Origin of the sequence: Cellulomonas timonensis (assembly GCF_900046455.1) — a bacterium.
GTDB classification, from domain to species: Bacteria; Actinomycetota; Actinomycetes; order Actinomycetales; family Cellulomonadaceae; genus Cellulomonas_A; species Cellulomonas_A timonensis.
Window position 1 is genome coordinate 580,353 of sequence record NZ_FCOT01000011.1, and the last position, 13,814, is coordinate 594,166.

At 74.2% G+C, this 13,814-nt stretch carries 20 protein-coding genes; 14 read left to right on the forward strand and 6 right to left on the reverse strand.

Going from position 1 to position 13,814, the window contains the following annotated elements; all coding sequences use genetic code 11:
• Positions 1–179: 179 nt before the first annotated feature.
• From BN3788_RS08185 to BN3788_RS08190, 3 genes are read left to right on the forward strand one after another with little or no spacing between them, the layout of a single operon-like run.
• A complete protein-coding gene (locus BN3788_RS08185; protein WP_452094364.1) occupies positions 180–479 on the forward strand; it encodes a WhiB family transcriptional regulator in 300 nt (99 codons plus the stop codon).
• Between the two features lie 10 nt (positions 480–489).
• On the forward strand, positions 490–651 hold the full coding sequence (locus tag BN3788_RS19255) for a DUF4177 domain-containing protein (protein WP_147525088.1): 162 nt from the start codon (positions 490–492) through the stop codon (positions 649–651).
• A complete protein-coding gene (locus tag BN3788_RS08190) occupies positions 648–1,121 on the forward strand; it encodes a RidA family protein (RefSeq protein ID WP_066584151.1) in 474 nt (157 codons plus the stop codon). Before BN3788_RS19255 ends, BN3788_RS08190 begins: the two co-directional genes overlap by 4 nt.
• 2 nt (positions 1,122–1,123) lie before the next feature.
• Here BN3788_RS08190 and BN3788_RS08195 read toward each other — a convergent pair whose 3' ends face one another.
• Complete coding sequence (locus BN3788_RS08195; RefSeq protein ID WP_066584153.1) at positions 1,124–1,801, reverse strand: Crp/Fnr family transcriptional regulator; 678 nt, start codon at positions 1,799–1,801, stop codon at positions 1,124–1,126.
• 53 nt (positions 1,802–1,854) lie between these two features.
• Positions 1,855–2,277, reverse strand: coding sequence for an RsiG family protein (locus tag BN3788_RS08200; RefSeq protein WP_234346544.1), 423 nt, complete (start codon positions 2,275–2,277; stop codon positions 1,855–1,857).
• A gap of 185 nt (positions 2,278–2,462) precedes the next feature.
• Here BN3788_RS08200 and nth point away from each other — a divergent pair, with 185 nt between their 5' ends.
• Positions 2,463–3,170, forward strand: a complete 708-nt coding sequence (gene nth / locus BN3788_RS08205) for an endonuclease III (RefSeq protein ID WP_066584159.1) — start codon at positions 2,463–2,465, stop codon at positions 3,168–3,170.
• Between the two features lie 18 nt (positions 3,171–3,188).
• Here the strand turns inward: nth and BN3788_RS08210 are convergent, their stop codons facing one another.
• The 3 genes from BN3788_RS08210 to BN3788_RS08220 all read right to left on the reverse strand — a co-directional run bounded on the left by BN3788_RS08210 (position 3,189) and on the right by BN3788_RS08220 (position 6,280).
• Positions 3,189–4,115 (reverse strand): alpha/beta fold hydrolase, encoded by a 927-nt coding sequence (locus tag BN3788_RS08210; protein WP_066584161.1) that lies wholly within the window; start codon positions 4,113–4,115, stop codon positions 3,189–3,191.
• 10 nt (positions 4,116–4,125) lie between these two features.
• Positions 4,126–5,412, reverse strand: coding sequence for a Na+/H+ antiporter NhaA (gene nhaA / locus BN3788_RS08215; RefSeq protein WP_066584163.1), 1,287 nt, complete (start codon positions 5,410–5,412; stop codon positions 4,126–4,128).
• 121 nt (positions 5,413–5,533) lie between these two features.
• On the reverse strand, positions 5,534–6,280 hold the full coding sequence (locus tag BN3788_RS08220; protein WP_066584170.1) for a winged helix-turn-helix transcriptional regulator: 747 nt from the start codon (positions 6,278–6,280) through the stop codon (positions 5,534–5,536).
• A gap of 243 nt (positions 6,281–6,523) precedes the next feature.
• On the opposite strand from BN3788_RS08220, the gene BN3788_RS08225 reads away from it, so the two are divergent.
• The 3 genes from BN3788_RS08225 to BN3788_RS08235 all read left to right on the forward strand — a co-directional run bounded on the left by BN3788_RS08225 (position 6,524) and on the right by BN3788_RS08235 (position 8,410).
• Complete coding sequence (locus tag BN3788_RS08225) at positions 6,524–7,288, forward strand: hypothetical protein (protein WP_066584174.1); 765 nt, start codon at positions 6,524–6,526, stop codon at positions 7,286–7,288.
• 3 nt (positions 7,289–7,291) lie between these two features.
• Positions 7,292–7,777 carry a TlpA family protein disulfide reductase gene (locus tag BN3788_RS08230; protein WP_066584176.1) on the forward strand — a complete coding sequence of 162 codons (486 nt, stop codon included), beginning with the start codon at positions 7,292–7,294 and terminating at the stop codon, positions 7,775–7,777.
• Between the two features lie 153 nt (positions 7,778–7,930).
• Positions 7,931–8,410 carry a DUF4395 domain-containing protein gene (locus BN3788_RS08235; RefSeq protein WP_066584178.1) on the forward strand — a complete coding sequence of 160 codons (480 nt, stop codon included), beginning with the start codon at positions 7,931–7,933 and terminating at the stop codon, positions 8,408–8,410.
• Between the two features lie 43 nt (positions 8,411–8,453).
• Here the strand turns inward: BN3788_RS08235 and BN3788_RS08240 are convergent, their stop codons facing one another.
• Positions 8,454–8,822 (reverse strand): DsrE family protein, encoded by a 369-nt coding sequence (locus tag BN3788_RS08240; protein WP_066584463.1) that lies wholly within the window; start codon positions 8,820–8,822, stop codon positions 8,454–8,456.
• A gap of 187 nt (positions 8,823–9,009) precedes the next feature.
• Between BN3788_RS08240 and BN3788_RS08245 the strand changes: the two genes are divergently transcribed.
• From BN3788_RS08245 to dtd, 7 genes are all read left to right on the forward strand, one after another.
• Positions 9,010–9,633: an FABP family protein gene (locus tag BN3788_RS08245; protein WP_066584181.1), complete on the forward strand. Its 624-nt coding sequence runs from the start codon at positions 9,010–9,012 to the stop codon at positions 9,631–9,633.
• A 5-nt stretch (positions 9,634–9,638) separates the two neighbouring features.
• Positions 9,639–10,826 carry a CAF17-like 4Fe-4S cluster assembly/insertion protein YgfZ gene (ygfZ, locus tag BN3788_RS08250; RefSeq protein ID WP_234346567.1) on the forward strand — a complete coding sequence of 396 codons (1,188 nt, stop codon included), beginning with the start codon at positions 9,639–9,641 and terminating at the stop codon, positions 10,824–10,826.
• On the forward strand, positions 10,823–11,374 hold the full coding sequence (locus BN3788_RS08255; protein WP_066584186.1) for an FUSC family protein: 552 nt from the start codon (positions 10,823–10,825) through the stop codon (positions 11,372–11,374). The genes ygfZ and BN3788_RS08255 overlap by 4 nt, the downstream gene beginning before the upstream one ends.
• Entirely contained in the window at positions 11,356–11,910 is a 555-nt protein-coding gene (locus BN3788_RS08260) for a hypothetical protein (protein WP_066584188.1), read from the forward strand. Before BN3788_RS08255 ends, BN3788_RS08260 begins: the two co-directional genes overlap by 19 nt.
• A 61-nt stretch (positions 11,911–11,971) precedes the next feature.
• Entirely contained in the window at positions 11,972–12,304 is a 333-nt protein-coding gene (locus tag BN3788_RS08265) for a DUF2516 family protein (RefSeq protein WP_066584190.1), read from the forward strand.
• The gene (locus BN3788_RS08270; RefSeq protein WP_066584191.1) at positions 12,301–13,350 is read left to right on the forward strand and encodes an asparaginase; all 1,050 of its coding nucleotides are present in this window, start codon (positions 12,301–12,303) and stop codon (positions 13,348–13,350) included. The genes BN3788_RS08265 and BN3788_RS08270 overlap by 4 nt, the downstream gene beginning before the upstream one ends.
• Positions 13,347–13,787 (forward strand): D-aminoacyl-tRNA deacylase, encoded by a 441-nt coding sequence (gene dtd, locus BN3788_RS08275; RefSeq protein WP_066584193.1) that lies wholly within the window; start codon positions 13,347–13,349, stop codon positions 13,785–13,787. Before BN3788_RS08270 ends, dtd begins: the two co-directional genes overlap by 4 nt.
• The last annotated feature ends 27 nt before the right edge of the window (positions 13,788–13,814 follow it).

The window sequence follows — 13,814 nt, forward strand, 5'->3', positions numbered from 1 at the left end:
GTGCGGAGTGTCCGGTCGAGCGGCACGTCGAGGGTGTGGGAGGGCTCCCATTCGTAGCCCGGATTGACCCGATCGGAGGATGTCCTGGACGTGTGAAAGGCGTTACGGTCCCCGTGGACGCCGTGGTGGCGTCCGCCGGGCCGCCGCTCGCCGACGGCGGCCGAACAGAGGGAGTTCGCGTGGGAACGACGCTGCAGGACGCACATTGGGCGGTACTCGCGGCCTGCGGACTGGGCAAGGTCTCACCCGATGCGCTCTTCGTCGAGGGCGCCGCGCAACGCGAGGCGCGTGCGGTCTGCACGGGATGCCCGGTGCGCCTCGAGTGCCTGGCCGACGCGCTCGACAACCGCATGGACTTCGGCGTCTGGGGCGGCATGACGGAGCGGGAGCGCCGCGCGCTGCTGCGCCGCCGGCCTGACGTGCGGTCGTGGAAGTCCGAACTGGTGATCAGCGGAGACGTCGCGCTGGCGGCGCACTAGGGTGGCGGCCATGGCCACCCAGTGGGAGTACGCAACCGTTCCGCTCATCATTCACGCCACCAAGGCGATCCTCGACCAGTGGGGCTCCGACGGGTGGGAGCTCGTCCAGGTGATCCAGGGCCCCGACGCCGGGCTCGTCGCCTACCTCAAGCGCCCGAAGGCCAGCGCGTGACGGCCACGCCCTCGCTGCGCCTGGCCGAGCTCGGCCTGGTGCTGCCGGCGGTCGCCGCGCCCGTCGCGGCCTACGTGCCGGCCGTGCGCTCCGGTGCGTATGTGCACACCTCCGGGCAGCTCCCGTTCGTCGAGGGCGGCCTGCCCGCCACCGGCAAGGTCGGCCAGGGAGCCGGGCTCGTGGACCCGGACACCGCGCGCGGCCTCGCGCGCATCTCGGCGCTGAACGCCATCGCCGCCGCGGCCGATGTCGCCGGGGGGATCGACCACATCGTGCGCGTGGTCAAGGTTGTCGGCTTCGTGGCCAGCGACCCCGCGTTCACCGGGCAGCCCGGCGTGATCAACGGCGCCAGCGAGCTGCTGCATGACGTCTTCGGCGCGGCGGGCGTGCATGCCCGCTCGGCCGTGGGCGTCGCGGTGCTGCCGCTCGACTCGTCGGTCGAGGTCGAGATCGTCGTCGAGGTCGCCTGACCTCAGCGGGCGCGGCGCTCGAGACGGTCGACGTCGAAGAGCACGATGGCGCGTCCCTCGCGACGGACCCAGCCACGCGCGGCGAAATCGGCCAGCGCCTTGTTGACCGTCTCGCGGGACGCGCCGACGAGTTGCGCGAGCTCCTCCTGCGTCAGGTCGTGGGCGACCCGGATCCCCTCGTCGACCGTCTCGCCGAAGCGGGTCGACAGGTCCAGCAGCGCCTTCGCGACACGGCCCGGGACGTCGGAGAACACCAGGTCCGCCAACGCCTCGTTGGTGCGGCGCAGGCGACGCGCGAGCGCGCCGAGCAGGTGCTTGGCGACCGTGGGGTTCGCCTCGAGCCAGGCGATGAGCTCGAGGTGCCCGAGCTCGAGGATGGCGCCATCGGCGACGACGGTGGCGGTGGCGGTGCGCGGGCCCGGATCGAACAGGGACAGCTCGCCGAACATCTCACCCGGGCCGAGGATGGCCAGCAGGTTCTCGCGGCCGTCGTTCGACCGGCGGCCGAGCTTGATCTTGCCTGACCGGATCACGTACAGCCGGTCGCCCGGCTCGCCCTCGTGGAAGAGCACCTCGCCGCGTGACACCTCGACCTGGGTCATCGACGCGATCAGGGCGCTCGACGCCTCGGGATCCATGTTCGCGAACAATGGCGCCGACAGCACGACGTCGTCTTCCACGCTGGCACCTCACCTTCTCCGCTGGGAACGGTTCTGAGGACCAGTCTGCCGCATCAGATGAGACGCGGCGCCTCAGGCCGGTCTCGCAGCCCCGCGGCCGGGTCGATCGCGAGTGCTTGGATCAGGTCCTCGGTGACCTGGGCGAGGGCGTCGCAGACGCTGTGCTCGTAGCGGGCCAGGCGCTCGTCGAGGTTGCGGAGCGCGGGAAGCTGGGAGGACTCCGCGAGGGACAGGCCGCCGCGCGTCGCGCAGTGCAGCTCGCTGTGACGCGGGGGCTCAGGGCACGGCGCCCCGACCGGCAGGAGCGCGATGGCCTCGCCAAGCGGCCCGGGCATCGCGATGCCCGCCACCGCCAGGTCGAGCCGCGCCTGGACGAGCCGGCGCCACCAGCGCACCGTCGCCTGCTCGGCGCGGAGCGCGCGACGGCTGCTGCGCAGCTCTGCGCAGCTGCTCATCGTCGTCGGCGCTGGGGACATCGAACCGCTCCTGGCTCACGGCTGGCATGCGCCCGCTGGCGCACGATCTTCTGGTTTTTCGGCCCTCACCTGCGTCGACTTGAGGCGCCCGCCGCGACTTCGGCGAAGGATCACTCGCTGGGAGCAACGCGACGCCCACGGGCGGACCATGCCCAGACGGCCCGGCGGATGCGTAGGCTGCTGAGGTGACCACGACGCGCAAGTGGCTGGCAGAGACCCCCTTGGCGCGCGTGCGCCGGGCCCGGAGGATCAACCGAGAGCTCGCTGTGCGATACCCCGACGCCCGCTGTGAGTTGGACTTCACCACCCCGCTCGAGCTGCTCGTGGCGACGGTGCTCTCCGCGCAGACGACGGATGTGCGGGTCAACCAGGTGACACCCGAGCTGTTCGCGGAGTACCCCGACGCGAAGGCCTACGCGGAGGCGGACCGGGTGGAGCTCGAGGAGCTGCTGCGCCCCACCGGGTTCTTCCGCGCGAAGACAGAGGCGCTGCGGGGGATCGGGCGTGAGCTCGTCGAGCGCTTCGACGGCCAGGTGCCGAACCGGCTGGCCGACCTTGTGACCCTCCCGGGCGTGGGGCGCAAGACCGCCAACGTGGTGCTCGGCGACGCGTTCGGCATCCCCGGCATCACCGTCGACACCCATGTCGGGCGCCTCGCCCGGCGCCTGGGCTGGACGACCGAGGAGGACCCGGTCAAGGTCGAGCACGACATCGGCGCGCTGATCGAACGCTCCGAGTGGACGATGGCGTCCCACCGGCTGATCTTCCACGGGCGCCGCACCTGTTTCGCGCGCAAGCCCGCGTGCGGGGCCTGCCCGATCGCGGGCGAGTGCCCGTCGTACGGGATCGGCGAGACGGACCCCGTGCTCGCGGCGGCGATGCTCAAGGGCTGACCTGGGCCCGGCCCGCCGTCAGACGGGCGCGACCTCGGCCAGCCACGCGAGCAGCAGCTCGTTGACGTGCTCCGGGGCCTCCTCCGGCACGTAGTGCCCGACTCCGGCGGCCCGCTCGAAGCGGTATCCGGCGCCCAGCGACGCGGCGACATGCCCCGTCGCCTGCGCCGCGCGCACCGGCCGGCAGCCGTCGAGCTCGCCATGCACCTGCAGCACGGGGACCGCCGGCGCCGCGCGCAACGCCGCCAGGTAGCGCCGGCCGTCCAGCCGTGGCCCCGAGCGCACGGCCCAACGGGCCTGCTCCATGGAGCAGTGCGCCGCGAACGGCACCCGGGCGGCGCGACGGTACGTCTCGGCGACGTGGTCGTCGAGCCATCCGTCGGCGCCCCACTCGCGCATCACCCGGGTGACGAGGTCGGTGCGGGTCAGCGAGCGCTCCGGCAGGTAGGGGAGCTGGAAGTAGGCGAGCCGCCGCGCGGCAGCCGTGGACAGCGTCGCGCGCGGCTCGGCGCGCGTGTGCAACGGGTGCGGGGCGCCGAACGTCGCGACGGCGTCGGTGAGGGACGGGTGGTAGGCGGGCATCGACCACGCGACGTCCCCACCGAGCCCGTGCCCGATGACGACGGCGCTGTCCGCGCCCATCGAGCGCACGACCCCGGCGACGTCACGGGTGAGGGTCGGCACGTCGTAGCCCTGGGGGGGCTTGTCCGAGGAGCCGGCGCCGCGCAGGTCCATCGCGACGACCCGGTAGCCGGCGGCGCCGAGCACCGGGAGCTGGTGGCGCCATGCCCACCAGAACTGCAACAGGCCGTGCAGGAGCACCACCATGGGTGCGTCGCGGTCGTCGGGTCCGGAGACTGCGACGTGGAATCGGGCGCCGTTGGCGGGCACGAGCTGGTGACGCCACGGTCCGTCGAGGACCAGGGCCGAGGAGTCTGTGGTCATCAGAGCGAACCTACCCGGTCGGCGTCCCCGGATCGGCGGCTTCTGGCCTAGGGGCCGAGGTACTGGCGTGGTATCGGTCACGCAGGGCCAGCGCAGCGCCGCCCACGAGGGCCGCGGTGGCCGATCCGGCCAGGATCGCGACCTTGAGGTGCTCGGTGTGCGGGGAGCCGGCGCCGAACGCCAGCTCGCCGATCAGCAGCGACACGGTGAACCCGATGCCGCCCACCAGGCCGACGGCGACGATGTCCCACCACGCCAGCCCGGGGGCGAGCGTCGCGCGGGTGAATCGTGCGACGAGCCAGGTCGCGGCCACGATGCCCAGCGGCTTGCCGACCACCAGGCCGAGCGCCACCCCCTGCGCGACGGGATCGCCGATGGCGCCGATGATCGAGGACGCGGACAGGCTCACGCCCGCGGCGCACAACGCGAACAGCGGCACGGCCACCCCGGAGGACAGGGGCCGCCACCGGTGCTCGAGCTTCTCCGCGACGCTGTGCTCGTCAGGCCCGGTGCTGAGCGCCGGGACCGTGAGCGCGAGCAGCACCCCCGCGATCGTGGCGTGCACCCCGGAGGAGTGCATGAAGACCCACGTGAGCAGCGCCAGGGGGAGCAGCACGAACGGCGAGCTGGTCCAGCCGCGTCGGCGGACGGCCGCGCCGAAGGCGGCCACCCCCAGGAGCGCCGCGCCCAGCCAGGCGAGCGAGAGCTGGTCGGTGTAGAAGACGGCGATGACGATGATGGCGAGCAGGTCGTCGACCACCGCGAGCGTGAGCAGGAACATGCGCAGCGTCGCGGGCAGCCGCCGCCCCGCCACCGCGAGCACCGCCACCGCGAAGGCGATGTCCGTGGCCGTGGGCACCGCCCAGCCGCTGAGCGAGCCGCCGTCCCGCAACGTGTTCACCGCCACGTACACCAGGGCGGGCACGAGCATCCCGCCGACGGCCGCGACCGCGGGCACCACGGCTGTGGAGAACCTCCGGAGCTCGCCGACCACGATCTCGCGCTTGAGCTCGAGCCCGACCACGAAGAAGAAGATGGCGAGCAGCCCGTCCGTCGCCCACTGCGCGACGGTCAGGTCGAGGTGCAGGCTCGCGGGGCCGATCACGAGGCCGAGCAGCTCGTTGTAGGCCTCGGACCACGGCGAGTTCGCCCACACCAGGGCGATGACGGTGGCGACCAGCAGCAGCACGCCGCCGACCTTCTCGTCGCGCATGGTGTCGAGCAGGTTGCGTTCGGAGCCGGCCAGGAGGGAGGCGAACAGGCGGCGGGCAGGTCGGGAGATCGGGCGGGCAGGCATGTGGGCCACCTCACGGGCGCGCGGACAGGACTGCCGACCAGACTTCCCGGCGCACCACCGCCAGGTTAGCCGCTGACCGCGCCGCCGACCTGCGGGCAGGCGCCCACGTCAGGCGCCCACGTCAGGCGTCGGCGGGGTGCGCCGTCTCGTCTGCCAGGGCCGACTCGGGGCCGGTCGAGCGGGCCGCGCGGTCCTTCGGCGGGTCGAAGCGGTAGCCCACATTGCGGACGGTGCCGATGAGCTGCTCGTGCTCGAGCCCGAGCTTGGCGCGCAGCCGCCGCACGTGCACGTCGACGGTGCGGGTGCCCCCGTAGTAGTCGTAGCCCCAGACCTCCTGGAGGAGCTGGGCGCGGGTGAAGACCCGGCCCGGGTGCTGCACCAGGTACTTGAGGAGCTCGAACTCCTTGTAGGTGAGGTCCAGCGGGCGGCCGCGCAGGCGGGCGGTGTAGCCGCCCGGGTCGATCATCAGCTCGCCGGCGGAGATCTCCTGCGGCTGGTCCACGAACGCCGCCGACTGGGCCGAGCGCTCGATGACCAGCCGGAACCGGGTCTCGACCTCGGCGGGCGTGGCGTTCTCGAGGAGGATGTCGTCCGCGCCCCACTCAGCCGTCACGACCGTCAGGCCGCCCTCGGTGAGCACGAGCACGAGCGGGACCGCCAGGCCGGTGGCGCGCAGCAGCCGGCAGGTGGTGCGCGCCGTGACGAGGTCGCGGCGCGCGTCCAGCACGATGATGTCGGCGTCGGGCGCGTCGACGAGCGCCGACGGTTCGACCGGGAGGACGCGCACTCGGTGTGAGAGCAGCCCGAGCGCCGGGAGCACCTGGGCGGAACCGCCGGGCGCAGGAGTGAGCAGCAGCAGGTCTGCCACCGACGGAACCTCCAAGCGTGCGGGTGTGGACACGCTACCGCCTGCCCTCCCGCAGATTTGCGCACCTCGCCTGCGCTGAGACTGCTCACCCATCTGCCGTGCCAGCCCGGCGCCCCTGCTGGTCTGCGACAATCAACGCCGTGCCCGGCTCCTTCCCCCTCGTAGCGCCCCCGGCTGCCGTCTGCGGCCGCCGCCACTCGTGCGCCACCCGCACCGTCCTCGACGGCCGGGTCCGGTAGCGACGTGCAGCTCTCGACGCGGGCCGTCTCCACGGCCGTCCTGGCCGCCGTCGTGGCGGTGGCCGGCTACTTCTCCGATCTGACAGTCGCCGGCGCGGACCTCGGCGACCTGCCCCTCACCGTGATCGTGGGGCTGCTCGCCATCGGGTTCGCCTTCGGCTGGCCAGTGCTCGTGAACCTGCCCAGCCGGCCCGGCTCCACTGCCGTGGTCGCGCTCGGCGGCGCGGGCGCCGTGGTCATCGTGCACCTGACCGTCGGGGAGCCGCCGCTGCGCGACCTGCCGGTGGTGTTCGCGTTCTCGATCCTGCTGGCCTTCGTCAACGAGCTGCTGCGCGGCGGGGGTCGCGAGCGGCTGGTCGAGTCGGTCTCCGGCACCGTGGCGGGCACGCTCGTCGCCGCCGCGGCGGCCGGGTGGGTCGCCACCCAGCGCACGCCGGGCGGCGAGGAGCTGGTCATCGCTGGCGCGCTCGCGCTGGCCGTGGGCTCCGCCGTGGCGGCGCTGCCGTTGAAGCCGTGGCTCGGCGCCGGGGCGACGGTCGGCTCGGGGCTCGTCGCCGGCGCGCTCGCCGGCCTGGTGCTCCCCGGCTTCGACCCGCTCGCGGGCGCGCTGCTCGGCGTCGCCGTCGGGCTGCTGGTGGCCGCGCTGCACCAGCTCTTCGACCGGCTGCCCGTGCTCGAGCGGTTCCCCGCGTCGCTGGCCGCCATCATCCTGCCGGTCACAGTGACCGGGATCCTCGTCTACGTCGCGGGTCGCGTCTTGGTAGGTTGAACGATGCTCACGCGCATCGTGATCGTCGGGGCGGTGCTCGTCCTGGCGTCAGCCCTCGGGCTGTGGTGGAGGTCCCGCAACGGGAGCTACACGCCCGTGCGCGGCGCCGTGCGGGAGTCAGCGGCTGGCGGCGCGACGGGTCCCGCACGTGGCGGGGATGACGACCACCGGCTCACCGCGGCCCAGATCGGCCGCCCGCTCGGTGGCCGCGCGACGTTCGTTCAGCTCTCCAGCGAGGTGTGCGCGCCCTGCCGCCGCACCCACGCCGTCCTCGCGGAGCTCGCCGCCGAGCTCCCGGGTGTCACGCATGTGGACCTCGACGTCGAGCAGCACCTCGACCTGGTCCGCCGCTTCCGGGTGCTGCGCACCCCCACCGTCCTGCTGGCCGACGCCGACGGCGTCGTCGTGGGACGGACCTCCGGCGCGATGACCCGCGCGCAGGCGCATGCCGCGCTCGAGTCGTGTCCCGACGGGGTGCGCGGCCGCTGAGGCCTGGCTCGTCCCGCACCTCGGCCCCCGCACACCGCAGCGCGCATCCGCTGCGTGCTGCCCCGCTGCGTCCCGCAACCGCTGCGTCCCGCAACCGCTGCGTCCCGCAATCACTGTGTCCCACACCGCTTGAGCGTTGTCCGAGGAGGACCCATGTCCGGACCCATCTCCACCCCAGGCGCCGCCGCGAGCCGGCCGGCGGCCACGCCCGGCATCGACCCGCGCGGCCCGCGCGTCGGCGCCGCGATCACCGCAGTCCTGCTCGTCGTCGTCCTGCTACTGCCGTCCACCGGCGCCCTCGTGCTGCTTGCCCTCGTCGCGGCGCTGTTCGCGGTGGGCGCGGCGCGCGGCGCCCAGGGCTCGGTGCAGGGCCTGCTGTTCCGCACGCTGGCGCAGCCTCGGCTGGCCCCGCCCACCGAGCTCGAGGACCCCCGTCCGCCGCGCTTCGCCCAGCTCGTCGGGCTGGTGATCACCGGCGCGGGCGTGCTGCTCGGGCTGGCCGGGATCGGCGCCGCCGTGCCGATCGCCGCGGCGTTCGCGCTGATCGCGGCGTTCCTCAACGCGGTGTTCGGCCTGTGCCTGGGCTGCGAGATGTACCTGCTGGGCGTGCGGCTGCGGTCACGCGCGTCCTAGGCGCCCGAGGCGCTGGTCGGCGGCTGCGGTCAGCGGCCGCCGATCAGTACACGAGGGCCTGGGCGCCGGGCGCGAGCACCTCGTCGACGAAGGTCGGAGCCCCGGCGATGCGGATCCCAGCGATCACGTCGTCGGGCCCGATGTCGCGGCGGACCGCGCACTGCGTGCAGACCGTCACCTGGCCCGCCTCGAGGACGACGTCGAGCAAGTCGGCGAGCGGCGCCGCGTGCTCGAGGGTGAGCGTCGCGGCGCGGCCCGGCAACGCGAACCAGGAGGCCTCGCCAGTCAGCCACAGGCTCACGTCGGCGCCGGCGGCGACGGCGGCCGCGGCCACGGTCAACGCCTGGTTCGCGACCTCGGGGCGGTCCGCTCCGGAGGTTGCCTTGATCACCAGCGTGCGTGTCTCGGTCATCGCGTCAGCGTACGGGCGGGACATCGATAGGATCGGTGCATGGAAGCGCTTGAAGCAGTTTTCATCGGCCTGCTCGTCGCGGCGACCGTCACCATCGGGTGGTTCGCCTGCTTCGTCGTCTACCGCCTCTACAAGGGTCAGCGCTGACCGTCACCGGACGCGACCGATCCACCCACCGGAGGTAGTCATGCCATTCATCTTGCCCGAGGGACTGGCGCCCGAGGTGTACCCGCTCGCGTGGCTCGTGGGGGGCTGGCACGGCGAGGGCGTCGTGGGGTACCCCGGAATCGAGGAGTCCGCGTTCACGCAGGACATCACGTTCAGCCACGACGGCGGCCCGTACCTGGCGTACACGTCGACCATCCGCCTCGTCGTCGCGCCTGACGACGCCGCGGCGCTGGCCGCGCAGGACGCCGAGCCGGCGGCCGCCGCGGAGCCCGACGACGCTCCCGCCTCCACCCCGGTGCCCTCGCAGGAGCCGGGCCCGGTGTGGGCCACCGAGTCGGGGTTCTGGCGTGTGGCGCCCGAGCGGCCCGAGGGCCTGGCCGAGGACCAGCACCCCGTGGAGGTGCTGCTCAGCGACCCATCGGGTTTCCTGTCCGTGTACCTCGGGGCGGTGGGCAATGGCCGCATCGACCTGGCGAGCGACCTGGTGGCGCGCACGGCGACCGGCGCGGACGTCACCGCGAGCACCCGCCTGTACGGGCTGGTCAACAGCGAGCTCATGTGGGCGCAGGACCTGGCCGCCTTCGGGCAGCCCATGCAGACGTACGCGTCCGCGCGCCTGGCCCGCGTCGAGGACGAGGAGTGAGCGCTGTGGTGGACCCGGCGACCGACGTCGCAGCGGCCCCCGCGCCGCCCCGGCACCGCAGCCCGCTGCTGTCCCGCCGAGGGGCTGTCGAGGGCGCCGGACCGGACGCCGGAGTCGCGTGGCACTACGGCGACCCGACGGCCGAGCAGCGCGCGCTGTCCCGTGGCGGGGCCGTGGTGGACCAGTCCCACCTCGGCGTGGTGACGGTGACCGGGCCCGATCGGCTCACCTGGCTGCACTCGATCACGTCGCAGCACGTCAGCGACTTGCGGCCGCGCACATCCACTGAGCTGCTGGTGCTCAGCCCGCAGGGGCACATCGAGCATGCCGCGGCCGTCGTGGACGACGGCACGACCACCTGGCTGATCACCGAGGGCGCCTCGGCTCCCGCGCTCGCGGCCTGGCTGGACCGGATGCGCTTCACCCTGCGCGTCGAGGTCGCCGACGTCACCGACGAGTGGGCCGCGATCGGCGAGCCGGTGGACGCCGAGGGCGCCGAGGACGAGCCGGTCACGTGGCGCGACCCGTGGCCGCGCACCGCGCCCGGCGGCACCCGATACGGGCCTGACGACGCCGCGCACCCGGGATCGGACCGCACGTGGCGGCTCGTGCTGGTCCCGCGCGCCGAGCTCGCGCAGGCCGTTGCGGCGCGCGAGCAGGCGGGGTGGCCGCTGGTCGGCACCTGGGCCAGCGAGGCGTTGCGCGTGGAGGCCTGGCGCCCCCGGCTCGGACGAGAGGTGGACCACCGGTCCATCCCGCATGAGCTCGACTGGCTGCGCACCGCCGTGCACCTGGAGAAGGGCTGCTACCGCGGCCAGGAGACCGTCGCGCGCGTGCACAACCTCGGTCGGCCGCCGCGCCGACTGGTCATGCTGCACCTCGACGGGTCCGGGCACCTGCTGCCCGAGCCCGGCGCGCCGGTGCATGAGACGGGGTCGTTGACCAGCGGCGGGGGGATCGGCCGCGGCATCGGGCACATCACGAGCGGCGCGCGCCACCACGAGATCGGGCCCGTGGCACTGGCGGTGGTCAAGCGCTCCGCGCCCACCGATGTCGACCTCATGGTCGAGTGCGAGGGCGGCCCGGTGGCCGCCGGCCAGGAGCCGATCGTCGCCGGCGAGGGCGTGTCGGCCGACCGCCCGGCGCCGCGTGGTCCCGTCGCCCGTGGCCTGGGGCATCGCCCGAGCCTGTGAGCGGCGCTGGCTCCACGGTCGCCGGGTCGGTCGGGCGCCGGCTGCTCAGGACACGCCAGGAGTCGGCCGCGTGGGTGGCCGAGGGGTGGCGGCGGGCCCGGTCCGCATGGTTCGCGATCCTGCAGGCCGCCTTCGCGGCGGGCATCGCGTTCGGCATCTCGCATCAGGTGTTGGGACACCCGGCCCCGATCTTCGCGCCCATCGCCGCGTGGATCGCGCTCGGCTTCAGTGAGGACCGCCAGCTCCGGCGCATCCTGGAGATCTCCGCGGGGGTGGCCCTCGGCGTCGGCCTGGCGGAGCTGCTGGTCAGCGGCATCGGAACGGGCGCCTGGCAGATCGGCCTGGTGCTGGTCCTCGCGGCGCTCGTCGGCCGCTTCGTCGACCGCGGGCAGCTCGTCGCCCGGCTCGCCGGGTCGCAGGCCATCGTCGTGGTGGGCCTGCCGGCCACCGCGGCGGGCGGCAGGCCCACCACGTCGCGATCACCCCGTCGGACCCCCGGCGCCTGCCGCGGCAGCAGGCCCACAAGGCGATGGTCGACCTCGCGGTGATGCTGCGCCTCGTCGCCCGCGGGCTGCGCGACCAGGTGGCCCGGGACCTGGAGGAGGCGCTGCTGGCCGGGCGCTCCTCGCAGTCGGCGCTCGACGACTGGAAGAGCTCGGCCACCGACGCCCGCAAGAACGCCCGCGTGATCCCGCTCGGGCGGCGCCACCGGGACGACCTGGTGAGGCTCGAGCGGGCGGCGGTCATGGCCGATCGGGCGATGCGCAACGCGCGGGTGCTGGCCCGCAGGGCGTTGACGGCGATCCCCACGGAGGAGACGTCCGTCGTCGAGCTGGCCGGCGCCGTCGAGCAGATCGCCGACGCCGTGGACGAGCTGGGGCAGGAGCTGGTCTCCGCCGCAGGCCCGGACCGTGCCCGCTCCCTGCTGGCCGCCGCGGCCCACCGGCTCGACCCGCACCGGATCGCCCAGGGCGACATCCGACTGCAGAGCATCGTGCTGCTGGCCCGGTCCCTGGTCGTGGACCTGTTCGAGGCCACAGGCGCCACGGCCGCGGAGGCCCGCACCCACCTGCCGTCCATCTGAGGCCCGCCCGGGAGCCCGGGATCGCGGTGTCGGGGACGGGCAGGCGTCGTAGGCTCGGCGCGTGATCCCCACACTGCAGACCGCCATCTTCTTGATCTTCTATGTCGCCATCTTCGGCGCCAGCGTGTGGGCGCTCCTCGACCTGCTGCGCCGGCCCACGGCAGCGTTCACGGCGGCCGGCAAGCTGACCAAGGCCAAGTGGGGCGGAATCCTCGGACTGTCCGTGGCCGCGTCGTTCATGGCGCTGCCGTACCCGATCGGGCTCGGGTTCCTGCCGTTCCTCGCGCTCGGCGCCGCCGTCGCGGCCATCGTGTACCTGGTGGACGTGAAGCCCGCCGTCACCCCGTACACCAAGCGGCGCGGCCCCCGCGGCCCGCAGCGGGGTGGCTGGTGAGCCCCAGCATTACCACCGCGCTGCTCGCCCAGGTAGTGCGAGGCGCCCTCGTCGAGTCTGAGCACGTGGGGAGCCTGATCGTCCTCGACCCCGACGGTGGGGCGCTCCTCACGCTGGGCGACCCCGACCAGCTCGTCTATGGGCGGTCCTCCCTGAAGCCCTTGCAGGCCGTCGCGATGCTGCGCAGCGGACTGGACCTGCACGGCGCCCACCTCGCGCTCGCCGCCGCGAGCCACAACGGGGAACCGGGGCACATCGAGGGCGTCCGGGAGATCCTCGCCGGCGCCGGGCTGGACGAGTCCGCGCTGCAGAACACCCCGACCCTGCCGCTCGACGCCGCGGCGGCCCTGGACTGGCAGCTCGCCGGCCGGGGGCCGGAGTCGGTGGCGCAGAACTGCTCGGGCAAGCACGCGGCGATGCTCGCGACGTGTGTCGCCGCGGGTGGAGACACTGCGGGCTGGGACACGGCTGCCTACCTCGACCCCGGGCACCCGTTGCAGCTGGCGGTGCGGGCGACCCTCGCCGAGCTCACTGGCGAGCCCGCCAGCCACCCCACGGTGGACGGCTGCGGGGCGCCCCTGTTCGCCACGACGCTGCGCGGCCTGGCACGCGCCTTCGCCACGATCGCCCGCGCCCCGCAGATGGCGCCCGGGAGTGCCGAGGCCCGCGTGGCCCAGGCGATGAGCGCCCACCCGTGGCATGTCGCCGGGACCGGGCGCGACGCCACCGAGGTCATGCGCGCGGCGCCCGGCCTGATCGCGAAGGACGGCGCCGAGGGCGTGTACGCGGCCGCGCTGCCCGATGGCACGTCCATCGCGTTCAAGGTCGCCGACGGCAGTGCCCGGCCCCGGCCCGCCATCCTGCGCGCGGCGCTGCGCGTCGCCGGGGCTGACCAGGCTCCGGGTGCGGATGTGGGGGCGCTGGACCGTGCGGGACGGGTCGATGTGCTGGGCCACGGGCGGCCCGTCGGCGCCGTGATCGCCGCGTTTGGCGAGGGGTTCGGCGCGGCAGCCGACCAGGCGGCCGACGGCGCAGGGCGCGCATGAGGGCTGTGGTGCAGCGGGTCACGCGGGCCAGCGTGACCGTCGACGGCGAGGTCGTGGGCGCCATCGACCGCCCCGGGCTGGTGGCGCTGGTCGGTGTCACGCCCGGTGATGGCCCTGCCCAGGTGGAGCTCGTCGCCCGCAAGATCGCCGACCTGCGCATCCTGCGCGGCGAGCTCAGCGCCACCGACGCCGGGGCGCCCGTGCTCGTGGTCAGCCAGTTCACGCTCTACGGCGACACCCGCAAGGGGCGGCGCCCGACGTGGAACGCCGCCGCTCCCGGCCCTGTCGCCGAGCCGCTTGTGAACGCCGTGGTCGACGCGCTGCGCGCACGCGGGCTCGAGGTCGCCACGGGCCGGTTCGGCGCGGACATGCAGGTGGACATCGTGAACGACGGGCCGGTGACGCTGCTCATCGAGTCGGACCCCACCGCTGGCTGAGCGCGCCCGCCGGGCGTCGGGTGGCGC

Excerpts from the sequence above, each read along its gene's own strand:
- BN3788_RS19255 (WP_147525088.1), top strand. The coding sequence starts at position 490 with ATGGCCACCCAGTGGGAGTACGCAACCGTTCCGCTCATCATTCACGCC.
- BN3788_RS08200 (WP_234346544.1), bottom strand. The coding sequence starts at position 2,277 with ATGTCCCCAGCGCCGACGACGATGAGCAGCTGCGCAGAGCTGCGCAGC.
- BN3788_RS08210 (WP_066584161.1), bottom strand. The coding sequence starts at position 4,115 with ATGACCACAGACTCCTCGGCCCTGGTCCTCGACGGACCGTGGCGTCAC.
- nhaA (WP_066584163.1), bottom strand. The coding sequence starts at position 5,412 with ATGCCTGCCCGCCCGATCTCCCGACCTGCCCGCCGCCTGTTCGCCTCC.
- BN3788_RS08230 (WP_066584176.1), top strand. The coding sequence starts at position 7,292 with ATGCTCACGCGCATCGTGATCGTCGGGGCGGTGCTCGTCCTGGCGTCA.
- BN3788_RS08235 (WP_066584178.1), top strand. The coding sequence starts at position 7,931 with ATGTCCGGACCCATCTCCACCCCAGGCGCCGCCGCGAGCCGGCCGGCG.
- BN3788_RS08240 (WP_066584463.1), bottom strand. The coding sequence starts at position 8,822 with ATGACCGAGACACGCACGCTGGTGATCAAGGCAACCTCCGGAGCGGAC.
- BN3788_RS08245 (WP_066584181.1), top strand. The coding sequence starts at position 9,010 with ATGCCATTCATCTTGCCCGAGGGACTGGCGCCCGAGGTGTACCCGCTC.
- BN3788_RS08260 (WP_066584188.1), top strand. The coding sequence starts at position 11,356 with ATGGTCGACCTCGCGGTGATGCTGCGCCTCGTCGCCCGCGGGCTGCGC.
- dtd (WP_066584193.1), top strand. The coding sequence starts at position 13,347 with ATGAGGGCTGTGGTGCAGCGGGTCACGCGGGCCAGCGTGACCGTCGAC.